The organism is Pseudomonas sp. AC112, from assembly GCF_979253545.1.
The window spans coordinates 3,036,836-3,059,246 of sequence record NZ_CEEDCM010000001.1 but is presented as its reverse complement, the minus strand read 5'-3'; the positions used below and the strand labels follow the sequence as shown (position 1 = coordinate 3,059,246).

General features: G+C 61.9%; 22 protein-coding genes. 9 read left to right on the top strand and 13 right to left on the bottom strand.

Annotated elements, in window-relative coordinates; translation table 11 throughout:
* The first annotated feature begins 173 nt into the window (after nt 1–173).
* The 4 genes from AC0IYN_RS14230 to lnt are packed head-to-tail and all read left to right on the top strand — an operon-like array spanning nt 174 to nt 4,042.
* Nucleotides 174–1,178 carry a PhoH family protein gene (locus tag AC0IYN_RS14230; RefSeq protein WP_406596891.1) on the top strand — a complete coding sequence of 335 codons (1,005 nt, stop codon included), beginning with the start codon at nt 174–176 and terminating at the stop codon, nt 1,176–1,178.
* Entirely contained in the window at nt 1,171–1,629 is a 459-nt protein-coding gene (ybeY, locus tag AC0IYN_RS14225) for an rRNA maturation RNase YbeY (RefSeq protein WP_126570779.1), read from the top strand. Before AC0IYN_RS14230 ends, ybeY begins: the two co-directional genes overlap by 8 nt.
* Nucleotides 1,630–1,670: 41 nt before the next feature.
* Nucleotides 1,671–2,510: an HlyC/CorC family transporter gene (locus AC0IYN_RS14220; protein WP_010206772.1), complete on the top strand. Its 840-nt coding sequence runs from the start codon at nt 1,671–1,673 to the stop codon at nt 2,508–2,510.
* 8 nt (nt 2,511–2,518) lie between these two features.
* Complete coding sequence (lnt, locus tag AC0IYN_RS14215; protein WP_457239201.1) at nt 2,519–4,042, top strand: apolipoprotein N-acyltransferase; 1,524 nt, start codon at nt 2,519–2,521, stop codon at nt 4,040–4,042.
* Between the two features lie 117 nt (nt 4,043–4,159).
* Here the strand turns inward: lnt and AC0IYN_RS14210 are convergent, their stop codons facing one another.
* Both AC0IYN_RS14210 and AC0IYN_RS14205 read right to left on the bottom strand, forming a co-directional pair.
* Nucleotides 4,160–4,921 (bottom strand): YdcF family protein, encoded by a 762-nt coding sequence (locus tag AC0IYN_RS14210; RefSeq protein ID WP_471841843.1) that lies wholly within the window; start codon nt 4,919–4,921, stop codon nt 4,160–4,162.
* A gap of 114 nt (nt 4,922–5,035) precedes the next feature.
* Nucleotides 5,036–5,353 (bottom strand): hypothetical protein, encoded by a 318-nt coding sequence (locus AC0IYN_RS14205; protein ID WP_457249110.1) that lies wholly within the window; start codon nt 5,351–5,353, stop codon nt 5,036–5,038.
* A 262-nt stretch (nt 5,354–5,615) separates the two neighbouring features.
* Here AC0IYN_RS14205 and leuS point away from each other — a divergent pair, with 262 nt between their 5' ends.
* The 5 genes from leuS (at nt 5,616) to AC0IYN_RS14180 (ending at nt 11,739) form a co-directional block, all read left to right on the top strand.
* Complete coding sequence (gene leuS, locus AC0IYN_RS14200) at nt 5,616–8,222, top strand: leucine--tRNA ligase (RefSeq protein WP_471841841.1); 2,607 nt, start codon at nt 5,616–5,618, stop codon at nt 8,220–8,222.
* A gap of 88 nt (nt 8,223–8,310) precedes the next feature.
* Nucleotides 8,311–8,916 carry an LPS-assembly lipoprotein LptE gene (locus AC0IYN_RS14195; protein WP_406596887.1) on the top strand — a complete coding sequence of 202 codons (606 nt, stop codon included), beginning with the start codon at nt 8,311–8,313 and terminating at the stop codon, nt 8,914–8,916.
* A 39-nt stretch (nt 8,917–8,955) separates the two neighbouring features.
* On the top strand, nt 8,956–9,993 hold the full coding sequence (gene holA / locus AC0IYN_RS14190) for a DNA polymerase III subunit delta (protein ID WP_078050328.1): 1,038 nt from the start codon (nt 8,956–8,958) through the stop codon (nt 9,991–9,993).
* Nucleotides 9,994–10,187: 194 nt separating this feature from the next.
* Nucleotides 10,188–10,352, top strand: coding sequence for an alternative ribosome rescue factor ArfA (arfA, locus tag AC0IYN_RS14185; protein ID WP_003176285.1), 165 nt, complete (start codon nt 10,188–10,190; stop codon nt 10,350–10,352).
* A 61-nt stretch (nt 10,353–10,413) separates the two neighbouring features.
* Nucleotides 10,414–11,739 (top strand): lytic murein transglycosylase, encoded by a 1,326-nt coding sequence (locus AC0IYN_RS14180; RefSeq protein ID WP_078050329.1) that lies wholly within the window; start codon nt 10,414–10,416, stop codon nt 11,737–11,739.
* Nucleotides 11,740–11,842: 103 nt separating this feature from the next.
* On the opposite strand, the gene AC0IYN_RS14175 is transcribed toward AC0IYN_RS14180, so the two are convergent.
* The 11 genes from AC0IYN_RS14175 to rsfS all read right to left on the bottom strand — a co-directional run bounded on the left by AC0IYN_RS14175 (nt 11,843) and on the right by rsfS (nt 22,361).
* On the bottom strand, nt 11,843–12,760 hold the full coding sequence (locus AC0IYN_RS14175; RefSeq protein WP_471841837.1) for a S66 peptidase family protein: 918 nt from the start codon (nt 12,758–12,760) through the stop codon (nt 11,843–11,845).
* Nucleotides 12,761–12,941: 181 nt separating this feature from the next.
* Nucleotides 12,942–13,943 (bottom strand): lipoyl synthase, encoded by a 1,002-nt coding sequence (gene lipA / locus AC0IYN_RS14170; RefSeq protein WP_057444888.1) that lies wholly within the window; start codon nt 13,941–13,943, stop codon nt 12,942–12,944.
* Nucleotides 13,944–13,969: 26 nt separating this feature from the next.
* Nucleotides 13,970–14,617, bottom strand: coding sequence for a lipoyl(octanoyl) transferase LipB (gene lipB / locus AC0IYN_RS14165; protein WP_010206783.1), 648 nt, complete (start codon nt 14,615–14,617; stop codon nt 13,970–13,972).
* Complete coding sequence (locus tag AC0IYN_RS14160; protein WP_015886061.1) at nt 14,617–14,892, bottom strand: DUF493 domain-containing protein; 276 nt, start codon at nt 14,890–14,892, stop codon at nt 14,617–14,619. The genes lipB and AC0IYN_RS14160 overlap by 1 nt, the downstream gene beginning before the upstream one ends.
* A gap of 84 nt (nt 14,893–14,976) precedes the next feature.
* The gene (locus tag AC0IYN_RS14155; RefSeq protein ID WP_015886062.1) at nt 14,977–16,134 is read right to left on the bottom strand and encodes a D-alanyl-D-alanine carboxypeptidase family protein; all 1,158 of its coding nucleotides are present in this window, start codon (nt 16,132–16,134) and stop codon (nt 14,977–14,979) included.
* A 180-nt stretch (nt 16,135–16,314) separates the two neighbouring features.
* Entirely contained in the window at nt 16,315–17,313 is a 999-nt protein-coding gene (locus tag AC0IYN_RS14150; RefSeq protein WP_406596885.1) for a septal ring lytic transglycosylase RlpA family protein, read from the bottom strand.
* Nucleotides 17,313–18,323: a lytic murein transglycosylase B gene (mltB, locus tag AC0IYN_RS14145; protein WP_078050334.1), complete on the bottom strand. Its 1,011-nt coding sequence runs from the start codon at nt 18,321–18,323 to the stop codon at nt 17,313–17,315. The genes AC0IYN_RS14150 and mltB overlap by 1 nt, the downstream gene beginning before the upstream one ends.
* Nucleotides 18,324–18,340: 17 nt before the next feature.
* Nucleotides 18,341–19,444: a rod shape-determining protein RodA gene (gene rodA / locus AC0IYN_RS14140; protein ID WP_042570827.1), complete on the bottom strand. Its 1,104-nt coding sequence runs from the start codon at nt 19,442–19,444 to the stop codon at nt 18,341–18,343.
* Between the two features lie 31 nt (nt 19,445–19,475).
* On the bottom strand, nt 19,476–21,374 hold the full coding sequence (gene mrdA, locus AC0IYN_RS14135) for a penicillin-binding protein 2 (protein WP_406596884.1): 1,899 nt from the start codon (nt 21,372–21,374) through the stop codon (nt 19,476–19,478).
* A gap of 15 nt (nt 21,375–21,389) precedes the next feature.
* Nucleotides 21,390–21,857, bottom strand: coding sequence for a 23S rRNA (pseudouridine(1915)-N(3))-methyltransferase RlmH (rlmH, locus tag AC0IYN_RS14130; protein ID WP_003176297.1), 468 nt, complete (start codon nt 21,855–21,857; stop codon nt 21,390–21,392).
* Between the two features lie 9 nt (nt 21,858–21,866).
* Entirely contained in the window at nt 21,867–22,361 is a 495-nt protein-coding gene (gene rsfS / locus AC0IYN_RS14125; protein ID WP_010206793.1) for a ribosome silencing factor, read from the bottom strand.
* Nucleotides 22,362–22,411: the final 50 nt, after the last annotated feature.

Below are 22,411 nucleotides of genomic sequence, written 5' to 3'. Positions count from 1 at the left end.
GCGAAGGCGGCGGTTCAGTCGATACACGCATTGGCTGACCCAACGCCTTCGCGAGCAAGCCGCTCCCACATTTAGACCGCGCAGCATTCCGATAACGTAAGTGCTTTCGTACCCGCGCCACTGGCGTTATTCTCTCTTTCACCTTAACAGCCAAAGGGCGGCTAAAAGCGACCTTGAACGCACCCATAGTAGAACCCCATCGTTTTATCCTCGAGCCCTTTGAGGCTCTCCGTTTCGCCAACCTGTGCGGACAGTTCGACGAGCACCTGCGCCTGATCGAACAACGCCTGGGCATCGAGATCCGCAATCGCGGCAATCAGTTCGAGCTCATTGGTGAGGCCCTGCACACTAAATCTGCAGAAAATCTGCTGCGCCGTCTCTACCGCGAAACCAAGGGTAGCGAGCTGTCGCCAGAAATCGTGCACCTGTATTTACAGGAATCGGCTGTGGAAGACTTGGCCAACAACCCAGTAGCTGAAGCCAGCGTGGCCCTGCGTACCAAGAAAGGCATGATTCGCCCAAAGGGCTTGAATCAGCAGAAGTACGTCAAGGCAATCCTCGGTAACGATATCAATTTCGGCATCGGCCCCGCCGGTACCGGCAAGACCTACCTGGCCGTGGCCTGCGCGGTCGACGCGCTGGAGCGTGAGCAAGTACGCCGCATCCTGCTGGTGCGCCCAGCGGTCGAGGCCGGCGAAAAACTCGGCTTCCTGCCCGGTGACCTGGCCCAGAAGATCGACCCGTACTTGCGCCCGCTCTACGACGCGCTGTACGAGATGCTCGGCTTCGAATACGTCGCCAAGCTGATCGAGCGCCAGGTGATCGAGATCGCCCCGCTGGCCTACATGCGCGGCCGCACCTTGAGCAACAGTTTCATCATCCTCGACGAAAGCCAGAACACCACCGTCGAGCAGATGAAGATGTTCCTGACCCGCATCGGGTTCGGCTCCACGGCCATTATCACCGGCGACATTACCCAGGTTGACCTGCCCAAGGGCACCAAGTCGGGCTTGAGCCATGTGATTGAAGTACTCAAGGACGTGCCGGGCATCAGTTTCACGCACTTCTCGCCCAAGGACGTGGTGCGTCACCCGCTGGTACAGCGCATTGTCGAAGCCTACGAGCGCTTCGAACACCGCGATGACGGGCTGTCCAAGGACGTTCGCCGCGATGCTTGAGCTTGACCTACAGCTGGCCACCGATGCGCCCGCCCCCAGTGAAGCCCAGTTCCGCCAATGGTGTGCCCTGGCCCTGCGCCAGCGCACCGCCGACTCGGAACTGACCATTCGACTGGTGGACGAGCCCGAGGGCCGTGAACTGAATCACACCTGGCGCCAGAAAGACTACGCGACCAACGTGCTGTCCTTTCCCGCCGATGTGCCGGATGAACTGCTGGATATCCCGCTGCTGGGCGATCTGGTCATCTGTGTCGCCGTGGTGGAGCGCGAGGCAAAGGAACAAGGCAAGGAACTTGAGGCCCATTGGGCCCATCTAGTCATCCACGGCTGCTTGCATCTCTTGGGTTACGACCATATAGACGATGACGAAGCCGAGGAAATGGAAACACTGGAACAAACGTTGCTTGCAGAATTGGGTCATCCGGACCCGTATGCAGACGACGACGTTTAAAAACACTCAACTGTAACAATAAAGGATTCAGAGTAATCGCTATGAGCGAAGACCGATCGAGCAACGGGCAGAAGTCATGGCTGGGTAAACTGACCCAGGCTTTTGCCCACGAGCCGAAAAACCGCCAGGAGCTGCTTGAGCTGCTGCGCGAGGCCCATCAGAACAAGTTGCTGGACAGCGAAGCGCTGGCCATCGTCGAAGGCGCCATCCAGGTGGCTGACCTGCAAGTACGCGACATCATGGTCCCGCGCTCGCAGATGATCAGCATCAAGGCGACCCAGACCCCACGGGAGTTCCTCCCGGCCGTGATCGACTCGGCGCACTCGCGTTACCCGGTGATCGGTGAAAGCCATGACGACGTCATGGGCGTCCTGCTGGCCAAGGACCTGCTGCCGCTGATCCTCAAGGAGAACGGTGACAGCTTCAACATCAAGGACCTGCTGCGTCCGGCCACCTTCGTGCCTGAATCCAAGCGCCTGAACGTGTTGCTGCGTGAGTTCCGCGCCAACCACAATCACATGGCCATTGTGATCGACGAATACGGCGGCGTGGCCGGCCTGGTGACCATTGAAGACGTGCTGGAACAGATCGTCGGCGACATCGAAGACGAACACGACGTTGAAGAAGACAGCTACATCAAGCCGCTGCCCAGCGGTGACTTCCTGATCAAGGCGCTGACGCCGATCGAGAACTTCAACGAGTTCTTCGACAGCGAATTCTCCGACGACGAGTTCGACACCGTCGGCGGCCTGGTGATGAGTGCATTCGGGCACCTGCCCAAGCGTAACGAAACCACCGAGATCGGCGCTTATCGCTTCCGCATCCTGAATGCCGATAGCCGCAGGATCCATCTGATTCGCCTGACACCCATTGCCCGCTAAGGAATGACATGCAGCGCCTAACCCGCCCCGGCTGGCCCGGTAATTTGCTGGCCGTGGTGGCCGGCGCCATCACCACCCTGGCGCTGGCGCCGTTCGACCTGTGGCCGTTTGCGCTGGTCGCGGTCGGGGTGTTCTACGTAGGGCTGCGGGACCTGAGCCCGCGCCAGGCCCTGGGGCGTGGCTGGTGTTTTGGTTTCGGCCTGTTCGGCGCCGGCACCAGCTGGATCTACTACAGCATCCACCATTTCGGCGGCGCTTCGGTGCTGCTGGCCGGGTTCTTGATGCTGTTGTTCACCGCCGCGATTGCCTGGTTCTTCGCCCTGCCCGCCTGGCTGTGGGCCCGCTGGTTGCGTCGCAATGAAGCGCCATTGGCCGATGCGCTGACGTTTGCTGCGCTGTGGGTGGGCCAGGAAGCGTTTCGCGGCTGGTTCCTCACTGGTTTCCCGTGGCTGTACTCCGGCTACAGCCAGCTTGACGGCCCGCTGACGGGCTTGGCCCCAGTGGGTGGCATGTGGCTGATCTCCTTTGCCCTGGCACTCACGGCAGCCTTGCTGTGCAATCTGCCGCGCCTGCTGGCTGGCAAGCGCAACGCATTTATCGGTGCGGGCCTGGTGTTGCTGGTTGCGCCCTGGGCGATCGGCCTGGCGCTCAAGCACCACGCCTGGACGGCGCCTTCGGGTGCGCCACTGACCGTGGCGGCCATCCAGGGCAACGTCGAACAAAGCATGAAATGGGACCCGGAGCAGCTCAACGCACAGCTCGCGCTGTACCGCGACATGAGCTTCACCTCCAAGCCCGTCGACCTGCTGGTGTGGCCGGAAACCGCCGTGCCGGTGCTCAAAGAGTCTGTCGAAGGCTACCTGGGCATGATGGGCAAGTTCGCCGCCGACCGGCACACCGCGCTGATCACTGGCGTACCGATCCGCCAGGAAGTGCATCACCAGAAGCGCTACTTCAACGGCATCACCGTGGTCGGCGAAGGCGACGGCACCTACCTCAAGCAGAAACTGGTACCGTTCGGCGAATACGTGCCGCTGCAGGACATGCTGCGTGGCTTGATCGCCTTCTTCGACCTGCCGATGTCGGACTTCGCGCGCGGCCCGTCCGACCAGGCGATGCTGCAGGCCAAGGGCTATCAGATTGCGCCGTTCATCTGCTACGAAGTGGTGTACCCGGAGTTCGCCGCAGGCCTGTCTGCGCAGAGCGATTTGCTGCTGACCATCAGCAACGACACCTGGTTCGGCCGCTCCATCGGCCCGCTGCAGCACCTGCAAATGGCGCAGATGCGTGCACTGGAAGCCGGTCGCTGGATGATCCGCGCCACCAACAATGGCGTGACCGGGCTGATCAACCCTTTTGGGCAGATCACCGCGCAGATCCCGCAATTCGAGCGCGGCATCCTCTACGGCGAAGTGGTGCCGATGCACAACCTCACGCCGTACCTGCAATGGCGTTCGTGGCCGTTGATCATTGTGTGCCTGGGGCTGTTTGGCTGGGCGCTGCTGGCGGGCCGGATGTCCAAGACCGTCTGACCGTCATGCACATGACAATGTGGGAGCTGGCTTGCCTGCGATAGCGGTGGGTCAGCCAGCAAATGTGCCGGCCGGCAGTCTGCCATCGCAGGCAAGCCCACATTTGCATGTGCGGTGTTATCGGTAGAACAATCGGTAACCTATCTGCCCCGCCGCTTCATTGATCAACTGCCCGCTGCGCCACACCGCTACAAACTCCGGCATCCAGCCGCCCAGCGGCCTGGCGTTGTCCACCCCCAGAAACCCCACGGGCGCCGGCACCACGGTAAAGCCGGCTTTCTCGAAGCTCCACACCGAACGCGGCATGTGCCAGGCCTGGGTCACCACCACCACGCGCTTGATCCCCTCCGGCAGCAGAATCTCGGCGCTCATCTGCGCATTTTCCCAAGTGGTCCGGCTGCGTTCTTCCTTCCAGCGCACCGTCACGCCGAAGTCATCCTGCATCGACACGGCCATCAACTCGGCCTCGCTGGGCGGCGTGCCGTAATGCAGACCGCCAGTGGTCAGCACCGGCAGCCCGGACGCCTTGGCCAGTCGTGCGGCGTAGCGCTGGCGCTCCAGGCCGATACCAGTGGGTTGGTCGGAGCCCCACGCCGGGTCACCACGCTCACGCCCCGAACCCAACACCACGATGGCATCGGCACGCTGGGCCAGGGTGCTCCAGTCCTCGCGGGCCAGCGGCGGCTCGGTTTCCAGGGCTCGAGCCCCCCACTCCACCATCACCGGCAGGCTGATCAGCCACATGCCGCCCAGGCCCAGGGCAAAGCAGCACGCGGCCAAGCGCGGGCGGCTGCGACGAAACCACCAGGCAAGGGCCAACAGCAGCAAGAGAATGCCGGGCGGCAGGAGCAGTTGTTTGATGAAGTAACGAATAGGCATCGGGCATCTCCATAGATGCCCGAAGCCTAAGGTGTAACGGGGTTTAGCGACAATCTTTACGGTGACCTGTCTTGCGGTGACATAGAGCGATGATGCAGTTCAGGGGGGAGTGAATTACTTGTAGCGGGCGGACCGGAGCTTTTCCGGGCCACGACCGGCCGACAAGTCCTTGAGCCACACCACCTTGGCTGAATGCGTGGGCTCCTTGATTGGCGGGGTTGCCACCCAGGGAGGCGCACTGCGCCCATTGCGTTCCAGATAAGCGTTGATCAGTTCCAGCTCCGCGCGGCTAAGCCCACGCAGTTCCAACTCAACAGGCCGTTCATCACGCAATCGGCCCGCTGTCCTCGCTGCATCCAATGCACGACCCAATCGGTCGATCAGTCCTTCGTAGATATCCGGTTTCGTTGCGATTCGCTGCGATTCAACCATCCCCTCACCTCATTGAAGATATGACTCACTCCCCAATAAACAGCGTAGCCCCCATGGCTGCACCTGCCTGGCGCCGCGACAGACGGCCCTGCCGGCGCAATCAGGGTTTCCCTCGATAGAGTGGGGTCATGTATGCTACGGCGCTTCCTGTAACTCCACTTCCCGCAGGGTTTGGGCACGGACGCGCCGCTTTTTGGTGTCGATCAACCTGAACGTTGCACCGAAGAGGATTAGGCCACCCCTATTCAGTTCAAAAGTAGCCATGCACGAACAATATCAGCCCCGTGAAATAGAAAATGCCGCCCAAACCTTCTGGGACGAGCAAAAGTCCTTTGAAGTCAGTGAACAGCCAGGCAAGGAGACTTACTACTGCCTATCGATGTTCCCTTACCCCAGCGGCAAGCTACACATGGGGCACGTGCGTAACTACACCATCGGCGACGTGATTTCCCGTTACCAGCGCATGCAAGGCAAGAACGTCCTGCAACCCATGGGTTGGGACGCCTTCGGCATGCCGGCGGAAAACGCCGCGATGAAAAACAACGTGGCCCCCGCCAAGTGGACCTACGAAAACATCGCCTACATGAAGACCCAGCTGCGCAGCCTGGGCCTGGCGGTGGACTGGTCGCGCGAAGTGACCACCTGCAAGCCGGACTACTACCGCTGGGAACAGTGGCTGTTCACGCGCCTGTTCGAAAAAGGCGTGATCTACAAGAAGAGCGGCACCGTGAACTGGGACCCGCTCGACCAGACCGTACTGGCCAACGAACAAGTGATCGACGGTCGCGGCTGGCGTTCCGGCGCGCTGATCGAAAAGCGCGAAATCCCGATGTATTACTTCAAGATCACCGCCTATGCGGATGAGCTCTTGTCGAGCCTCGACGACCTGCCGGGCTGGCCTGAACAGGTCAAGACCATGCAGCGCAACTGGATCGGCAAGTCCAAGGGCATGGAAGTGCAGTTCCCGTACAACGTTGACTCGATCGGCGAAGCGGGCGCACTCAAAGTCTTCACCACCCGTCCGGACACCCTGATGGGCGCGACCTACGTCGCCGTGGCCGCCGAACACCCGCTGGCCACCCAGGCTGCACAGAACAACCCTGAGCTGCAGGCGTTCATCGCCGAATGCAAAGGCGGCAGCGTGGCCGAGGCCGACGTCGCCACCCAGGAGAAAAAAGGCCTGCCGACCGGCTTGTTCGTCGAACACCCGCTCACCGGTGAAAAGCTGCCGGTATGGGTCGCCAACTACGTGCTGATGCACTACGGCGATGGCGCCGTCATGGCTGTGCCGGCTCACGACGAGCGCGATTTCGAATTCGCCACCAAGTACAGCCTGCCGATCAAATCCGTGGTGCGCACCAGCTCCGGCGACACCAACCCGGCACCGTGGCAAGACGCCTACGGCGAGCACGGTGAGCTGATCAATTCCGGCGAGTTCGATGGCCTGGACTTCCAAGGCGCTTTTGACGCCATCGAAGTTGCACTGATCAAGAAAAACCTCGGCGCCTCGCGCACCCAGTTCCGCCTGCGCGACTGGGGCATCAGCCGACAGCGCTACTGGGGCTGCCCGATCCCGATCATCCACTGCGAAAGCTGTGGCGACGTGCCAGTACCGGAAGACCAACTGCCAGTCGTCCTGCCGGAAGACGTGGTGCCGGACGGCGCCGGTTCGCCATTGGCGCGCATGCCCGAGTTCTACGAGTGCAACTGCCCGAAATGCGGCCAGCCTGCCAAGCGTGAAACCGACACCATGGACACCTTCGTCGAGTCCTCGTGGTACTACGCCCGCTACGCCTCGCCGCACTATGAGGGCGGCCTGGTAGAAAAATCCGCGGCTGACCACTGGCTGCCGGTGGACCAGTACATCGGCGGTATCGAACACGCCATCCTTCACCTGTTGTACGCGCGCTTCTTCCACAAGCTGATGCGTGACGAAGGCCTGGTGAGCTCCGATGAGCCGTTCAAGAACCTGCTGACCCAGGGCATGGTGGTCGCCGAGACTTACTATCGCCGTGAAGCCAATGGCGCCTACACCTGGTTCAACCCGGCGGACGTTGAGCTTGAGCGCGACAGCAAAGCCAAGGTCATCAGCGCCAAGCTGATCGCCGACGGCCTGCCGGTGGAAATCGGCGGCACCGAGAAGATGGCCAAGTCGAAGAACAACGGCGTTGACCCGCAGTCGATGATCGATCAGTTCGGCGCCGACACCTGCCGCCTGTTCATGATGTTCGCCTCGCCGCCTGACATGAGTGCCGAATGGTCCGACTCCGGCGTTGAAGGCTCGCACCGTTTCCTCAAGCGCGTCTGGCGCCTGGCGCACGCCCACATCAGCCAGGGCCTGCCGGGCAAACTGGACGTGGCAACCTTGAGCGACGAGCAGAAGCTCATTCGCCGCAGCACCCACCTGGCCATCAAGCAAGCCAGCCAGGACGTGGGCCAGAACCACAAATTCAACACCGCCATCGCCCAGGTGATGACGCTGATGAACGTGCTGGAAAAAGCGCCGCAGGTCACTGAGCAGGACCGTGCGCTGGTACAGGAAGGCCTGGAAACGGTCACCCTGCTGCTGGCCCCGATCACGCCGCACATCAGCCACGACCTGTGGAACCGCCTGGGCCACAGCGACGCCGTCATCGATGCGCGCTGGCCGGTACAGGATGACAGCGCCCTGGTACAGGACACCCTGCAACTGGTGATCCAGGTCAACGGTAAACTGCGTGGCCAGATCGACATGCCGGCCATCGCCAGCCGCGAAGACGTCGAGGCGGCTGCCCGCGTCAACGAGAACGTGCTGCGCTTTACCGAAGGCCTGACGATCCGCAAAGTGATCGTGGTGCCTGGCAAACTGGTCAATATCGTCGCTAGCTAATCGGATCGGGCGCAGGGCTTGAGCCCTGCGCCGAACAAAGCCTTCAGGGCCTCGATAAGGCCCACATGGTTTCAAGGGGAGCAACAAAATGATCAAACGCAATTTGCTGGTGATGGGCCTTGCCGTGCTGCTGAGCGCTTGCGGCTTCCAGCTGCGCGGTACCGGCACCAACGAACTGGCGATCAAGGAACTGGACCTCAGTGCCCGTGACGCCTACAGCGAGACAGTGACCCAGCTGCGTCAGGTCCTGGAAAACAGCGGCGTTCACGTCTACACCGGCGCGACCTACAAGCTGTTCCTGGCCAATGAAAAGCAAACCCAGCGTAACCTGAGCTACGCCAGCGCTGGCCGTGCGTCCGACATCGAACTGAGCACCGTGCTCAGCTTTGAAATCCAGGGCCGCGACCACTTGCCATTGATGAGTGACGACGTCCAGATCCAGAAAATCGTCAGCCACGACGGCAACAACCTGGTGGGTTCGGATTCCGAAATCATCCAGGTGCGCAAGGAAATACGTCGCGAGCTGGTACAGCGCATGGTTCTGCGCCTGTCGATGATCACTCCGGAACAACTTGAGACCTTGCAGCAACAAGCTGACAACAAGGCCAAGGCCGACGCCGACGCGCTGAAAGCTGCCAAAGAGTACGAAGACAACACGCCGAAACAGTCGCCTGTTGAAGTCCCTGTCGAGTAAGCCAAACGGGGCGCCTCAAGCGCCCCGTTTACCCTGCCTATGAAACTCGCCCCCGCCCAACTCGCCAAACACCTGCAAGGTGGCCTTGCGCCTGTCTACATTGTCAGCGGTGATGACCCGCTGCTGTGCCAGGAAGCCGCCGACGCCATTCGCACCGCTGCACGCCAGCAAGGTTTCGACGAACGCCAGGTCTTCAGCGCCGACGCCAGTTTCGATTGGGGCACGTTGCTGCAAGCCGGCGCGAGCATGTCGCTGTTTGCCGAAAAACGCCTGCTGGAACTGCGCCTGCCGTCGGGCAAGCCTGGCGACAAAGGCGCCGCCGCCCTGATGGAATACTGCTCGCGACCGGCCGAGGACACGGTGCTGTTGATCAGCCTGCCCAAGCTCGACGGCAGCGCGCAGAAAACCAAATGGGGCAAAGCCCTGGTGGAAGGGGCGCAGACCCAGTTCATCCAGATCTGGCCGGTGGACAGCAGCCAATTGCCGCAATGGATTCGCCAACGCCTGTCCCAATCCGGGCTGTCGGCGACCCAGGATGCAGTGGAGCTGATCGCGGCTCGGGTCGAGGGCAACTTGCTGGCCGCCGCCCAGGAGATCGAAAAGCTCAAGCTGATGGCCGAAGACGGGCAGATTACCGTCGAGACCGTCCAGGGCGCCGTGGCGGATAGCGCACGCTTTGATGTCTTCGGGCTGGTGGACGCGATTCTCAATGGCGAACCCGCCCACGCCCTGCGCATGCTGGAAGGCCTGCGCGGCGAAGGCGTGGAGCCGCCGGTGATTCTTTGGGCCCTGGCCCGGGAACTGCGGGTACTGGCCAATATTGCCCTGCAATACAGCCAGGGCACACCGCTGGACAAAGCCTTCAGCCAAGCCCGGCCACCGGTATGGGACAAGCGCAAGCCGCTGATGAGCAAAGCGCTGCAACGGCACTCGGCGCAACGCTGGGCGCAATTGTTGCTGGAAGCGCAGCGGATCGACGCGCAGATCAAAGGCCAGGCGGCGGGTTCGCCGTGGATGAGCCTGAGCCGTTTGTCGCTGTTGATGGCCGGCCAGCGCCTGACCCTCCCCGCCGAATAACCAACGCCCTCTGTAGGCGCCGGCTTGCTGGCCATGGGGCCGTTGACGGTAACGGTGATCCCAAGACCGCCATCGCCGGCAAGCCGGCTCCTACAGGTGATGCGTGACTTTCCTACCTATCGCCGGGCTTTACAGCAGCCCAACTTCGGCAGATGATTTGCACCGCCTCATCCCACCTGCCGAGAGTACCGATCATGAGCAAAAAGCCATCCAAGCATGGCCCCAACAAGGCCAAATCCATCATCGCCCAGCCACTGTTCCGCAGCCGTCAGGAACGCGCCGGCAAGGGCAAAGGCAGCTACCGCCGCGAAGCCTTCCAGTCTAATAGCTGGGAGGCTTCTTACTTTCTGGCTGCCTGAAGGCAAGCGCCCCTCTGGCATGATAAGGTCTGTACCTGATTTGTAATCCCTGGACCTGTGCATGCCCTCTAGTCTTTCCCGTCGTTGGCACCTTCGCCAACTGATCGCTGCCTCCAGCCTCATTTTGCTTGTCGCCTGTGCGGAGAAACCCACCGCCGCCGACGCTCAACCGCTGCCCAAGCTCCAGACCGCACCTGTGGTAGCGCCCGCCGTCGTGGCCCCGCTGGCTGTGGATAACCTTGATATCCAACCGACCCAGACCTTCGCCGAATGGCAGGCCGCCTTTCGTGTGCAGGCCCTGCAGGCCGGTATCACCCCTGCCGTCTTCGACACGGCCTTCGCCGACGTCACCCCCGATATGGCGGTGATCCGCGCCGACCGCAGCCAGCCGGAATTTTCCCGTCCGGTATGGGAATACCTCGATGGCGCCCTGTCGCCCGTGCGCGTGCGTAATGGCCAGGCATTGCTGGTCAAGTACGCCGATATCCTGCAAAGCATCGAACAACGTTATGGCGTCGACCGCCAGGCGCTGGTATCGGTATGGGGCATGGAGAGCAACTTCGGCCAATTCCAGGGCAACAACTCGGTGATCCGCTCCCTCGCGACCCTGGCCTACGAAGGCCGTCGCCCGGCGTTCGCGCAGGCGCAGTTGCTGGCGGCGCTGCAGATCATCCAGCACGGCGATATCCAGGCCGACCAGATGAAAGGCTCCTGGGCCGGCGCCATGGGCCAGACCCAATTTATCCCGACCACCTACAACACCCACGCCGTGGACTTCGACGGCGACGGTCGCCGCGATATCTGGAACAGCCCGTCCGATGCCCTCGCCTCCACCGCACACTACCTGCAAAGCTCCGGCTGGCAGAAAGGCCAACCGTGGGGCTTTGAGGTGAAACAACTGCCGGCGAACTTCGATTACGCCCTGGCCGACGGCGGCATTCGCAAGACGGTCGCTGAATGGCTGAAACTGGGCATCCAACTGCCACCGGGTGCAAGCATGCCGCCCAACGTCGACCAACTGTCCGCCGCCCTGCTGCTGCCGGCGGGTTATCGTGGCCCGGCGTTCCTGGTGCTGGATAATTTCCGCGCGATCCTCAAGTACAACAACTCGTCGTCCTATGCACTGGCGGTAGGCCTGTTGTCGGAACGCTTCGGTGGCGGTGGTGTGATTCGTGGCGATTGGCCAAAAGATGAGCTGCCGCTGAGCCGCTCGCAGCGCATCGACCTGCAGACGGCCCTGAGTGCCAACGGCTATGACGCGGGCAACCCGGACGGGATTATCGGCGCCAACACGCGCAAGGCGATTCGTGCGGCGCAGCAGGCGCTGGGCTGGCCGGCGGATGGGTATCCGACGGTGAAACTGCTGGAATCGCTGCAGAACCGCTGAGTTCTCCTGTAGGAGCCCGGCTTGCCGGCGATTGTGGCCTAAAGTCGTCCATTGGACTTAAGGGCCCCATCGCCGGCAAGCCGGACGCCTACACGTTGTGCATTTAGCGGAAGACTACGTCCTGCTCAAGCACCAACCGCTGCTCCCCCGCATCCAACCGTACCAACGCACCCATCGGCAGCGTCAGGTTCGGATCGCAATGCCCACTGCGCCAGCCGGACAGCACCGGAATGCGCAATGGTTCGAAGGTCTGCTTGAGCAGGCGCTCCAGCGCGGCACTGTCCACGCCCGCCACATCCCCGACCAGCACGCCGGCCACCTGCGCCAGCTTGCCCGCCAGGCGCAGGTGCGTGAGCAGGCGGTCGATGCGATAGATCGGCTCGTTGACGTCCTCGATCAGCAAGATGATCCCGTCGGCGTCGATTTCGTAAGGCGTGCCCATCACCGCGGCGATCATCGACAGGTTGCCGCCCAGCAAGCGCCCGCAGGCGATGCCAGGCTCGATGGTGGTCAACGGGTAGGCCACCGGGTGCACCAACTCGCTACCGGCGCCCAGTTGGCCGCGCAGCAGGCTGAACAGGGAGGACTCGGTGGGTTGTTGCTTGCCGCCGAGCAGGTCGGCATTCAGCATCGGGCCATGGAAGGTCACAAAACCTGCGTAGCGGCTGATTGCCAGGTGCAACGCGGTGATGTCGCTGTAACCCACGAAGGGTTTGGGGTTGGCCCGCAGCAGGTCGAAGTCCAGGCTGTCGAGCAAGCGTGGCGTGCCATAGCCGCCGCGCAGGCAGAAGATCGCATCGATTTCAGGGTCGGCAAAGGCTTTGTGAAGGTCGGCGAGGCGGGTTTTATCGCTACCGGCGAGGTAGCCGTCGCGCTCATAGACGCCGGGGAAGATGCGCAGGTCGTAGCCGCGGGCGCGCATCCATTGGCCGGCTTTTTCGACGTCCAGGGTGGCGGGGCCGGCGGGGGCGATCAGGGCGATGGTGCCTTCGGGTCGCAAGGCAGGTACGGCGACAGTCATCCACAATTCTCCTTACCCAACGCAGAACCAAATGTGGGAGCGGGCTTGTGTGGGAGCTGGCTTGCCTGCGATGGCATCACCTCGGTGCATCTGTTGTACCGAGGCGTCTGCATCGCGGGCAAGCCCGGCTCCCACACAAGCCCACTCCCACATTGGATCAGCGGTGTTGCCCGGATCTGTATTACGAAACCAGGCTCGCCTTGACCAGCTTGGCCTGCTCGTCCGCATGGTACGAGGAGCGCACCAGCGGGCCGGAAGCCACGTTCTTGAAGCCCATCTTGTAGCCTTCCTCGGCGAACCAGGCGAAGGTGTCCGGGTGCACGAAACGCTGTACCGGCAAGTGGCTGCGCGACGGTTGCAGGTACTGGCCCAGGGTCAGCATGTCGATGTCGTGTTCGCGCATGCGCTTCATGACTTCGATCACTTCTTCGTCGGTCTCGCCCAGGCCCAGCATCAAGCCGGACTTGGTCGGAATGTGCGGCATCATCTGCTTGAATTTCTGCAGCAGGGTCAGCGACCACTGGTAGTCAGAACCCGGACGCGCGGCCTTGTACAGGCGCGGCACGGTTTCCAGGTTGTGGTTGAACACGTCCGGCGGCTCGGCGGCGGTGATTTCCAGCGCCACGTCCATACGGCCACGGTAGTCCGGCACCAGGGTTTCGAGCATCACGTTTGGCGACAGCTTGCGGATTTCGCGGATGCAGTCGGCAAAGTGCTGGGCACCGCCGTCACGCAGGTCGTCGCGGTCAACCGAAGTGATCACCACGTACTTGAGTTTCAGGTCGGCGATGGCGATGGCCAGGCTTTCCGGCTCGTTGACGTCCAATGGCTTCGGACGGCCGTGGCCGACGTCGCAGAACGGGCAACGACGGGTGCAGATGTCACCCATGATCATGAAGGTGGCGGTACCGCCGGAGAAGCACTCGCCCAGGTTCGGGCAGGACGCTTCTTCGCACACGCTGTGCAGCTTGTGCTTGCGCAGCAAGGCCTTGATACGGTCGACTTCCGGCGAAACCGGGATGCGCACGCGGATCCAGTCAGGCTTCTTCGGCAGTTCGGTGGTCGGAATGATCTTCACCGGGATGCGTGCAACCTTCTCGGCGCCGCGCAGCTTGACGCCGGCTTCCACCTTGGCACGCGGGGCCGGGGCCGGACGCTCGGTGATGTCCAGCGTCGGGATCATGGTTTGCACTGCATCAGTAGTCATAATCAGTCGATTCCGCCCGTAAGGGTCGTCTGCTCAGCATAGTCGAGGTGTTTGACGAGCTGCGCACGCAGCCGGGCACTTACCTCGGCAAATTTAATCGGTGTGGCGTGGTCGCTCAGTTGCGTCATCGCCAACCCGGCATAGCCACACGGGTTGATGCGCCGGAACGGTGCCAGGTCCATGTCCACATTCAGGGCCAAGCCATGAAAGGAACACCCGTGGCGAATGCGCAACCCCAGGGAGGCGATTTTCGCGCCGTCCACGTACACACCGGGTGCATCGGGCTTGGCCGCGGCGCTCACGCCGTAACTGGCCAACAGCTCGATCAGGCAAGCCTCCATACGGCTGACCAGGTCACGTACGCCAAACCCAAGCTTGCGCACGTCCAGCAGCAGATAAGCCACCAGTTGACCCGGCCCATGGTAAGTCACTTGCCCCCCACGGTCGACCTGCACCACCGGAATATCCCCCGGCAGCAACAGATGCTCGGCCTTGCCGGCCTGACCCTGGGTGAAGACGGGCGGATGTTCCACCAGCCAGATCTCATCGGGGGCCGACGTGCCGCGCTCATTGGTGAAGCGCTGCATGGCGTGCCAGACGGGCTCGTAGTCCATCCGGCCGAGCTCGCGAAAGCCCAGGACGTGAGACATCACAGCACCATGTGCACGAAGCCGGTGGCCCGCAGTTCGCTGTTGATGTTGTAAAGCTGGTCTTGATCAGTCGCAACAATGTGCAACTGGATCGTCGTGTATTTGCCGGTAGAGCTGGATCGCTCATCCACGCGCTGATCGTTGATCGTCGCGTGTTTACGCACGATCTCGAGAATCAGGTCTTTACGGCCGACACCGGTATCGCTGATCACCTTGATGGGATAGTCCACCACCGGGAATTCGATCTTTGGCGCCTTTACTTCTTTATCGGTCATGGCGTAACGGCCTCGTAAGCGTAAGCCGTGGCGACGGGCAAAGCCCCGCGTCGGATCAACACGGGGCTTTGCAGGTGCACACAATCAGTTGAACAAGCTGTAGAAGAATAGACGGATGCTATCCCAGACGCGGCGGAAGATACCACCTTCGTCGACGGCGTCCAGCGCGATCAGGTCGGCACTGTGAACCACTTTGTCGTCCAACTTCACTTCGACCTTGCCGATCACGTCACCCTTGGCGATTGGGGCAACCAATTGCGGGTTCATGGTCATGCTGGCTGCGAGCTTCTTCAGCTGGCCTTTAGGCATGGTCAGGGTCAGGTCTTCAGCCAGGCCGGCTTTGACTTGGGAGGTAGCGCCTTTCCACACGGGCGCGGTCGCCAGTTCAGCACCCTTCTGATAGAAGGTCTGGGTTTCGAAGAAACGGAAACCGTAGGTCAGCAGTTTTTGTGTCTCAGCCGCACGGGCCTGCTCGCTGTTGGTGCCGAAGACCACGGCGATCAGGCGTTGGCCATCACGTACAGCGGACGACACCATGCAGTAGCCGGCTTCGTCGGTGTGGCCGGTTTTCAGGCCATCGACGGTCTTGTCGCGCCACAGCAACAGGTTGCGGTTAGGCTGCTTGATGTTGTTCCAGAAGAACTCCTTCTGGGAGTAGATCGCGTAGTGCACCGGGTCGACACGGATGATCGCGCGCGCCAGGATCGCCATGTCATGAGCCGACGAGTAGTGCTCTGGGTTCGGCAGACCGGTCGGGTTCATGAAGTGGCTGTTGGTCATGCCCAGGTCGGCCACGGTTTTGTTCATCATGTCGGCGAATGCGTCTTCGCTGCCGGCGATGTGCTCGGCCAGGGCGACGCTGGCGTCGTTACCGGACTGGATGATGATGCCGTGCAGCAGGTCGCTCACGGTGACTTGCGAGCCGACCTTGATGAACATCCGCGAACCGCCGGTGCGCCAGGCGTTTTCGCTGACAGTCACTGGGTCGTTCTCGCCGATCTGGCCGCGACGGATTTCCAGGGTCGCGATGTAGGCGGTCATCAGTTTGGTCAGGCTGGCAGGCGGCAGGCGCTGGTCACCGTTGCTCTCGACCAGCACGTTGCCACTGGCGGCATCCATGAGGACCCAGGACTTGGCGGCCAGTTGCGGTGAAGCCGGCACCATTTCAACCGCCCAGGCGGCCGGGGTGATGATCAGCGAGATAAGCAGGCACGTGCGTTTGGCTAAGGTGGTGATGTTCATCCGTCTCTCGAAATTGCTTATGGAAACTTGCCCTCGCGGGCAAAACTTATTCAGACAGCCCGCTTCCAGACTGTCACGTGTTCGGTTGCCCGCTCACCCCTTGCCCCTGGGTTTTTATTGTTCAACGAGCCAACAACCAGGGTCCGAGCCCGCGCACGAGCTTGAACCATCAATGCTTACTTATTCTGCTGTGACCACGCTGGGTTGCCCCAGGTTGGCCAGGCGCACGCTGTTCTGCACTTGCGCGACCTCGCTCGGCGAGCCGATCGGGCCCATGCGTACACGGTGCAACGTCTGTTGGTTACGCACGATGGAGCTGATAAATACCGGCGCATTGACCATGCTGCTCAGCTTGGACCTTAACAGTTCTGCCGCATCCGGGTTGGCGAAAGCGCCCACCTGCAAATATTGTCCGCCTGCCAGCGAAGCGCCCTGGGCGGCTTGTGGCACGGCCACGGTGTCCGGGGCGTGCTGCTGTGGCGGCGGCGTCCACTGCTCGACCTTGCCGGCCGACGCGGTGATTTGCGGTTGCGGAGTCTGCGGTTCGTTGAGCATCAACGGCGCCGGCTTGCCACGCTGGGCCCAGTACTGCGCCGGGTCGATGCCTTCGACCTTGACCCGCGCGGTGCCGGTTTCGGCGTAACCGAGTTTCTTCGCGGCGGCGTAGGACAAGTCGATGATGCGGTCCGAATAGAACGGCCCACGGTCGTTGACCCGCAGGATGACCGTGCGGTTGTTGTCCAGGTTGGTCACCCGTACATAGCTGGGCAGCGGCAAGGTCTTGTGCGCCGCGCTCATGCCGTACAGGTCATACACTTCGCCGTTGGCGGTGTTCTGGCCATGGAACTTGGTGCCGTACCAGGACGCTGTGCCCGATTGCACGTAGGTCTTGGATTCCTGCAGCGGGAAATAGGTCTTGCCCAGCACGGTGTACGGGTTGGCCTTGTAGGCGCCGGTGTGCAGGGTTGGCGTGGCATCCGGGATCTTCGACACGTCGACGTCCCACCACGGCGCGCCGTCTTTGTGCGCGCGGTTGATGTCCAGGCCCGGCTGGGAACGGACGGCCGTGCCCCCCGGCTTCTGCGCCGGACCGCGGCTGGTGGAACAACTGACGACCAGCAGGGACAACGCGGCGAACGCCACCAGCTTGAGCGGTTGATTGAACGGCGATGCCCGCATTACTTGTTGCCCCGTGCTTGGACCAGCATGTCTGACAGCTGATGCACGGCCATGGCGTACATCACACTGCGGTTATAACGCGTGATTGCGTAGAAATTCTTCAGGCCCATCCAGTATTCCGGGCCGTTTTCGCCTTCGAGGCGGAATGCCGTGACCGGCATATCATCAGGCAGCGCATTCTGACTCGACCAGCCCAGCGCCCGCAACTCCCCGACCGTCTTGGCCGGCTCGATGCCCTGGGTCAGGCCTTCGTCGGCGCGATCCCCGGCGACATCGGCGCGGATCACCACCGGCTCGCCGGCGACCCAGCCATGACGCTTGAAATAGCTGGCCACACTGCCGATGGCGTCGTCAGGGTTGCTCCAGATATTGATATGCCCGTCGCCGTCAAAATCCACCGCATAGGCGCGGAAGCTGCTCGGCATGAACTGCGGCAAGCCCATCGCACCGGCGTAGGAACCCTTGAGGGTCAGCGGGTCGACCTGTTCTTCACGGGCCAGCAGCAGGAACTCGCGCAGCTCCTTGCGGAAGAAGTCAGCGCGCGGCGGGTAATCAAAGCCCAGGGTCGACAAGGCATCGATCACCCGGTAACTGCCGGTATTGCGCCCGTAAAAGGTTTCAATGCCAATGATCGAGACAATCACCTGGGCCGGCACGCCGTATTCCTGCTCGGCGCGGGCCAGTACCGCCTCGTGCTGGCGCCAGAAGTCCACACCCCGCGCCACGCGGGCGTCGGTGAGGAACATCGGGCGGTATTCCTTCCACTGTTTCACGCGTTCGGCTGGGCGTGAGATGGCGTCGAGGATCGCCTGCTTCTTCTGGGCTTCGCGGAACACGCCCATCAGCTGTTCACCGGCGAAACCATAGTCGCGGGTCATTTCACCGACAAACTCGGCGACCTGGGGTGAACCATCGTAGTCACCGGCCTGCGCCTCTTGCGTTGCGCCCAGCAGCCCAATCAGGCCCATCCAGGACGCGTGCCGAGTCGCCCAGCCGCGCATTACTTGCATTGACATCTTCACCTTATTCAAACCTGTGCGATCCATTTGCGATGCGTATGAATCGACATCAAAACCCCAAACGCTGACAGCAATGTCACCAGCGAAGTTCCGCCGTAGCTAATGAACGGCAACGGCACCCCAACGACCGGCAACAGGCCACTGACCATACCGATGTTGACGAAAACGTAAACAAAAAAAGTCATGGTCAGGGCGCCGGCCAGCAATTTGCCGAACAGCGTCTGCGCCTGTGCGGTGATCACCAGGCCGCGACCGATCAACAGTAAATAGATCAGCAACAGCGCGCAAATGCCCACCAGGCCGAACTCTTCGCCCATTACCGCAATAATGAAGTCGGTGTGGCTCTCGGGCAAAAAGTCCAAGTGCGACTGGGTGCCCAGTAACCAACCCTTACCAAATACGCCACCGGAGCCGATGGCGGCCTTGGACTGGATAATGTTCCAGCCAGTGCCCAGCGGGTCGCTTTCGGGATCGAGGAAGGTCAGGATCCGCTGCTTCTGGTAGTCGTGCATAAAGAAGAACCACATGGCCACGGCCACGGGCACGGCGGCGGCCAGCACGCTGAGGATCCAGCGCCAGCGCAGACCGCCCATGAACAGCACGAACGCACCGCCCGCCAGGATCAGCAGCGAGGTGCCGAGGTCGGGCTGGCGCACGATCAGGATAAACGGCACGCCAATCAGGATCAGGCTGATCCCCACGTGCTTGAGCTGCGGCGGCAAGGTGCGCTTGGACAGGTACCAGGCGATGGTCGCCGGCATCAGGATCTTCATGAATTCCGACGGTTGGAAGCGAATTACCCCCGGAATGTTGATCCAGCGGGTCGCGCCCATGGCGTTGTGGCCCATCACGTCCACCACCACCAAAAGCAACACGCCGGCCACATACCCGAGCGGCACCCAACGGGCCATGAAACGCGGCTCAAGCTGGGCAATCACCACCATCGACAACAAGCCCAGGCCGAACGACGAGGCCTGCTTGATCAACAGGTCCCAGTTCTTGCCGCTGGCCGAATACAAGACAAACAGGCTGCCCGCCGCCAGGGTCAGCAGCAGGATCAGCAACGGGCCATCAATGTGCATGCGCTGCAGCAACGTCGCACGGCGACGCATCACATCTTCGCTGGAGAGGATGCGGTCAAAATTACTCTTCACGGGCCGTAACCTCGGTGCTTGAAGGGGGGCCGCCATATTCGGGCTTGAGCCTGCCGTCGTCGGCCAACAGCCAGGCGTCCATCACTTGGCGCACCACGGGCGCCGCGACGCCGGAGCCGGACTCGCCGTTCTCGACCATCACCGCCACCACGATTTTCGGGTCGTCCGCCGGGGCAAAGCCGACAAACAAGGCGTGGTCACGGTGGCGCTCCTGGACCTTGGTGCGGTCGTATTTCTCGCCCTGCTTGATCGCCACGACCTGGGCCGTACCGCTCTTGCCGGCGATGCGGTATTGCGCACCGACCGCCGCCTTGCGCGCAGTACCACGGGCGCCGTGCATCACTTGCTGCATGCCGTGGTTGACCTTGGTCCAGTCCGACGCATCGCGCAGCACGATGTCCGGAATCGGGTTTTCATCCAAGGGTTTTTCGCCTTCGATGGTCTTGGCCAGGTGCGGACGGTTCCAGATGCCTTTGTTGGCCACCAGTGCGGTGGCTTGGGCCAGTTGCAGCGGTGTGGCCTGCATATAGCCCTGGCCGATACCCAGAATCAGGGTTTCGCCCGGGAACCACGCCTGGCGGCGGGTCGCACGCTTCCATTCCCGCGACGGCATCAGGCCGGGGGATTCTTCGAACATGTCAAGGGAGACCTTCTGGCCGAGGCCGAACTTGCCCATGTAGGCGGACAAGCGATCGATACCCAGCTTATGGGCCAGGTCGTAAAAATAGGTGTCGTTGGAGCGCATGATTGCGGTGTCCAAGTCGACATAGCCGTCACCGGTGCGGTTCCAGTTACGGTATTTGTGATCGTAGTTGGGCAGCATGTAGTAGCCCGGGTCGAACACGCGGCTGGAGGCCGTGACCACACCCGCGTCCAGACCGGCAATCGCCACCGCCGGTTTGATAGTCGACCCTGGCGGATACAGGCCCCGCAGTACGCGGTTGAACAGCGGCCGGTCGATGGAATCGCGCAACTCGGCGTAGGCCTTGAAGCTGATGCCCGTCACGAACAGGTTGGGGTCGAAGCTTGGCTGGCTGACCATCGCCAGCACTTCGCCCGTCTTCGGGTCCAGCGCCACCACCGCGCCGCGACGACCGCCCAGGGCCATTTCCGCCGCTTCCTGCAGCTTGATGTCCAGGCTCAGCACGATGTCCTTGCCCGGCACCGGGTCGGTGCGCTTGAGCACCCGCAGCACGCGGCCTCGGGCGTTGGTCTCGACTTCTTCGTAACCCACCTGGCCGTGCAGCTCGGGCTCGTAGAAGCGCTCGATGCCGGTCTTGCCGATATGGTGGGTGCCGCTGTAATTGACCGGATCGAGGGTTTTCAGCTCTTTCTCGTTGATCCGCCCCATGTAGCCGACAGAGTGGGCAAAGTGCGGCCCTTGCGGGTAATGGCGCACCAACTGCGCCACCACTTCCACACCCGGCAAACGAAACTGGTTCACCGCGATCCGCGCGATCTGCTCTTCGGTCAGCTCGAACAGGATCGGCACCGGCTCGAAAGGCCGGCGCCCCTGCTTCATGCGTTTCTCGAAGATCACCCGGTCTTCCGGCGTCAGCTGCAGCACCTCGACGATCACATCGAGGATCTGCTGCCAGTCGCCGGAACGCTCGCGGGTCATGCTCAGGCTGAAGCTGGGCCGGTTATCCGCGACCACCACGCCATTACGGTCGAAAATCAGCCCACGGGTCGGTGGGATCGGCTGCACATGCACCCGGTTGTTTTCCGACAGCGTGGAGTGATAGTCGTACTGGATCACCTGCAGGAAATACAGGCGGGCAATCAGCACGCCCAACAACGCCACCACCATGATCGCGCCAAACACCACACGCGCGCGTACAAGACGTGCGTCTTTCTCGTGGTCCTTGATGCGGATCGGCTGGGTCATCGGGAGGGGCGCAGATTATTTGTGGTAAGGGTGCCCGGACAGAACTGTCCAGGCGCGATACAGCTGTTCACCGATCAGGATCCTTACCAGCGGGTGCGGCAGCGTCAGCGCCGACAGCGACCAACGCTGGTCCGCCCGCGCACAGACTTCCGGTGCCAGCCCTTCAGGGCCGCCGACCATGAAGTTGACCGTACGCGAGTCCAGGCGCCAGCGATCCAGTTCCACCGCCAACTGCTCGGTGCTCCAGGGTTTGCCGTGCACTTCAAGGGTGACGATGCGCTCGTTGGGGCCGACCTTGGCCAACATGGCTTCGCCTTCCTGACGGATAAAGCGCGCCACATCGGCATTCTTGCCCCGGGTATTGAGCGGTATCTCTACCAGTTCCAGCGAAAGCTCAGCGGGCAGACGCTTGGCATACTCGTGCCAGCCTTCTTCCACCCACTTGGGCATGCGTGAACCGACAGCAATCAGACGCAGGCGCACAGCCGTTCCTTATTCCTGGTCTTTGTTCAGCTTGTCGAAGTGCGCGTGGCCCACTTCCGGGCTGTGGTGCTTGCCATCGGCGGCACGGCTCTGCTCGGCGCCTTTCCACAGACGCTCCAGGTCGTAGAACTGACGGGCGTTGGAGGTCATCATGTGAACGATCACGTCGTCCATGTCCAGCAGCACCCAGTCGCTGTCGCCCTTGCCTTCTTCACCCAGCGGCTTCACGCCTTGGGCCTTGACGGCTTCGCGGACCTTGTCGAGCATCGCGCCGATCTGGCGGTTCGAAGTACCGGTGGCGATGATCATGTAGTCGGTGATGCTCTGCTTGTCACGCACGTCAAGCACCTGGATATCCTGGGCCTTGACGTCTTCCAGGGCCGCCACGGCGACTTTTACCAGCTCTTCGCCAGCCAGCTCAGGGCCGGTGTGGGCTTCTACTGGCAGCGGGGCGCTTTTGAAGGTGCCTTTGCGCTTAACTTTGCTTACGTCTTTGTTCGTCATATAAAACTCGTTTTGCTCGTATGTTCGGGCGCTCGCTGCACATTGATTCG

Coding starts and splice junctions, on each gene's coding strand:
- mrdA (WP_406596884.1), bottom strand. CDS start 21,374: ATGACCCAGCCGATCCGCATCAAGGACCACGAGAAAGACGCACGTCTT.
- AC0IYN_RS14175 (WP_471841837.1), bottom strand. CDS start 12,760: ATGACTGTCGCCGTACCTGCCTTGCGACCCGAAGGCACCATCGCCCTG.
- rodA (WP_042570827.1), bottom strand. CDS start 19,444: ATGCGTCGCCGTGCGACGTTGCTGCAGCGCATGCACATTGATGGCCCG.
- AC0IYN_RS14150 (WP_406596885.1), bottom strand. CDS start 17,313: ATGCGGGCATCGCCGTTCAATCAACCGCTCAAGCTGGTGGCGTTCGCC.
- AC0IYN_RS14195 (WP_406596887.1), top strand. CDS start 8,311: ATGATCAAACGCAATTTGCTGGTGATGGGCCTTGCCGTGCTGCTGAGC.
- AC0IYN_RS14205 (WP_457249110.1), bottom strand. CDS start 5,353: ATGGTTGAATCGCAGCGAATCGCAACGAAACCGGATATCTACGAAGGA.
- AC0IYN_RS14180 (WP_078050329.1), top strand. CDS start 10,414: ATGCCCTCTAGTCTTTCCCGTCGTTGGCACCTTCGCCAACTGATCGCT.
- AC0IYN_RS14210 (WP_471841843.1), bottom strand. CDS start 4,921: ATGCCTATTCGTTACTTCATCAAACAACTGCTCCTGCCGCCCGGCATT.
- ybeY (WP_126570779.1), top strand. CDS start 1,171: ATGCTTGAGCTTGACCTACAGCTGGCCACCGATGCGCCCGCCCCCAGT.
- rsfS (WP_010206793.1), bottom strand. CDS start 22,361: ATGACGAACAAAGACGTAAGCAAAGTTAAGCGCAAAGGCACCTTCAAA.
- lnt (WP_457239201.1), top strand. CDS start 2,519: ATGCAGCGCCTAACCCGCCCCGGCTGGCCCGGTAATTTGCTGGCCGTG.
- lipA (WP_057444888.1), bottom strand. CDS start 13,943: ATGATCCCGACGCTGGACATCACCGAGCGTCCGGCCCCGGCCCCGCGT.
- AC0IYN_RS14155 (WP_015886062.1), bottom strand. CDS start 16,134: ATGAACATCACCACCTTAGCCAAACGCACGTGCCTGCTTATCTCGCTG.
- AC0IYN_RS14220 (WP_010206772.1), top strand. CDS start 1,671: ATGAGCGAAGACCGATCGAGCAACGGGCAGAAGTCATGGCTGGGTAAA.
- AC0IYN_RS14160 (WP_015886061.1), bottom strand. CDS start 14,892: ATGACCGATAAAGAAGTAAAGGCGCCAAAGATCGAATTCCCGGTGGTG.
- holA (WP_078050328.1), top strand. CDS start 8,956: ATGAAACTCGCCCCCGCCCAACTCGCCAAACACCTGCAAGGTGGCCTT.
- leuS (WP_471841841.1), top strand. CDS start 5,616: ATGCACGAACAATATCAGCCCCGTGAAATAGAAAATGCCGCCCAAACC.
- mltB (WP_078050334.1), bottom strand. CDS start 18,323: ATGCAAGTAATGCGCGGCTGGGCGACTCGGCACGCGTCCTGGATGGGC.
- lipB (WP_010206783.1), bottom strand. CDS start 14,617: ATGTCTCACGTCCTGGGCTTTCGCGAGCTCGGCCGGATGGACTACGAG.
- arfA (WP_003176285.1), top strand. CDS start 10,188: ATGAGCAAAAAGCCATCCAAGCATGGCCCCAACAAGGCCAAATCCATC.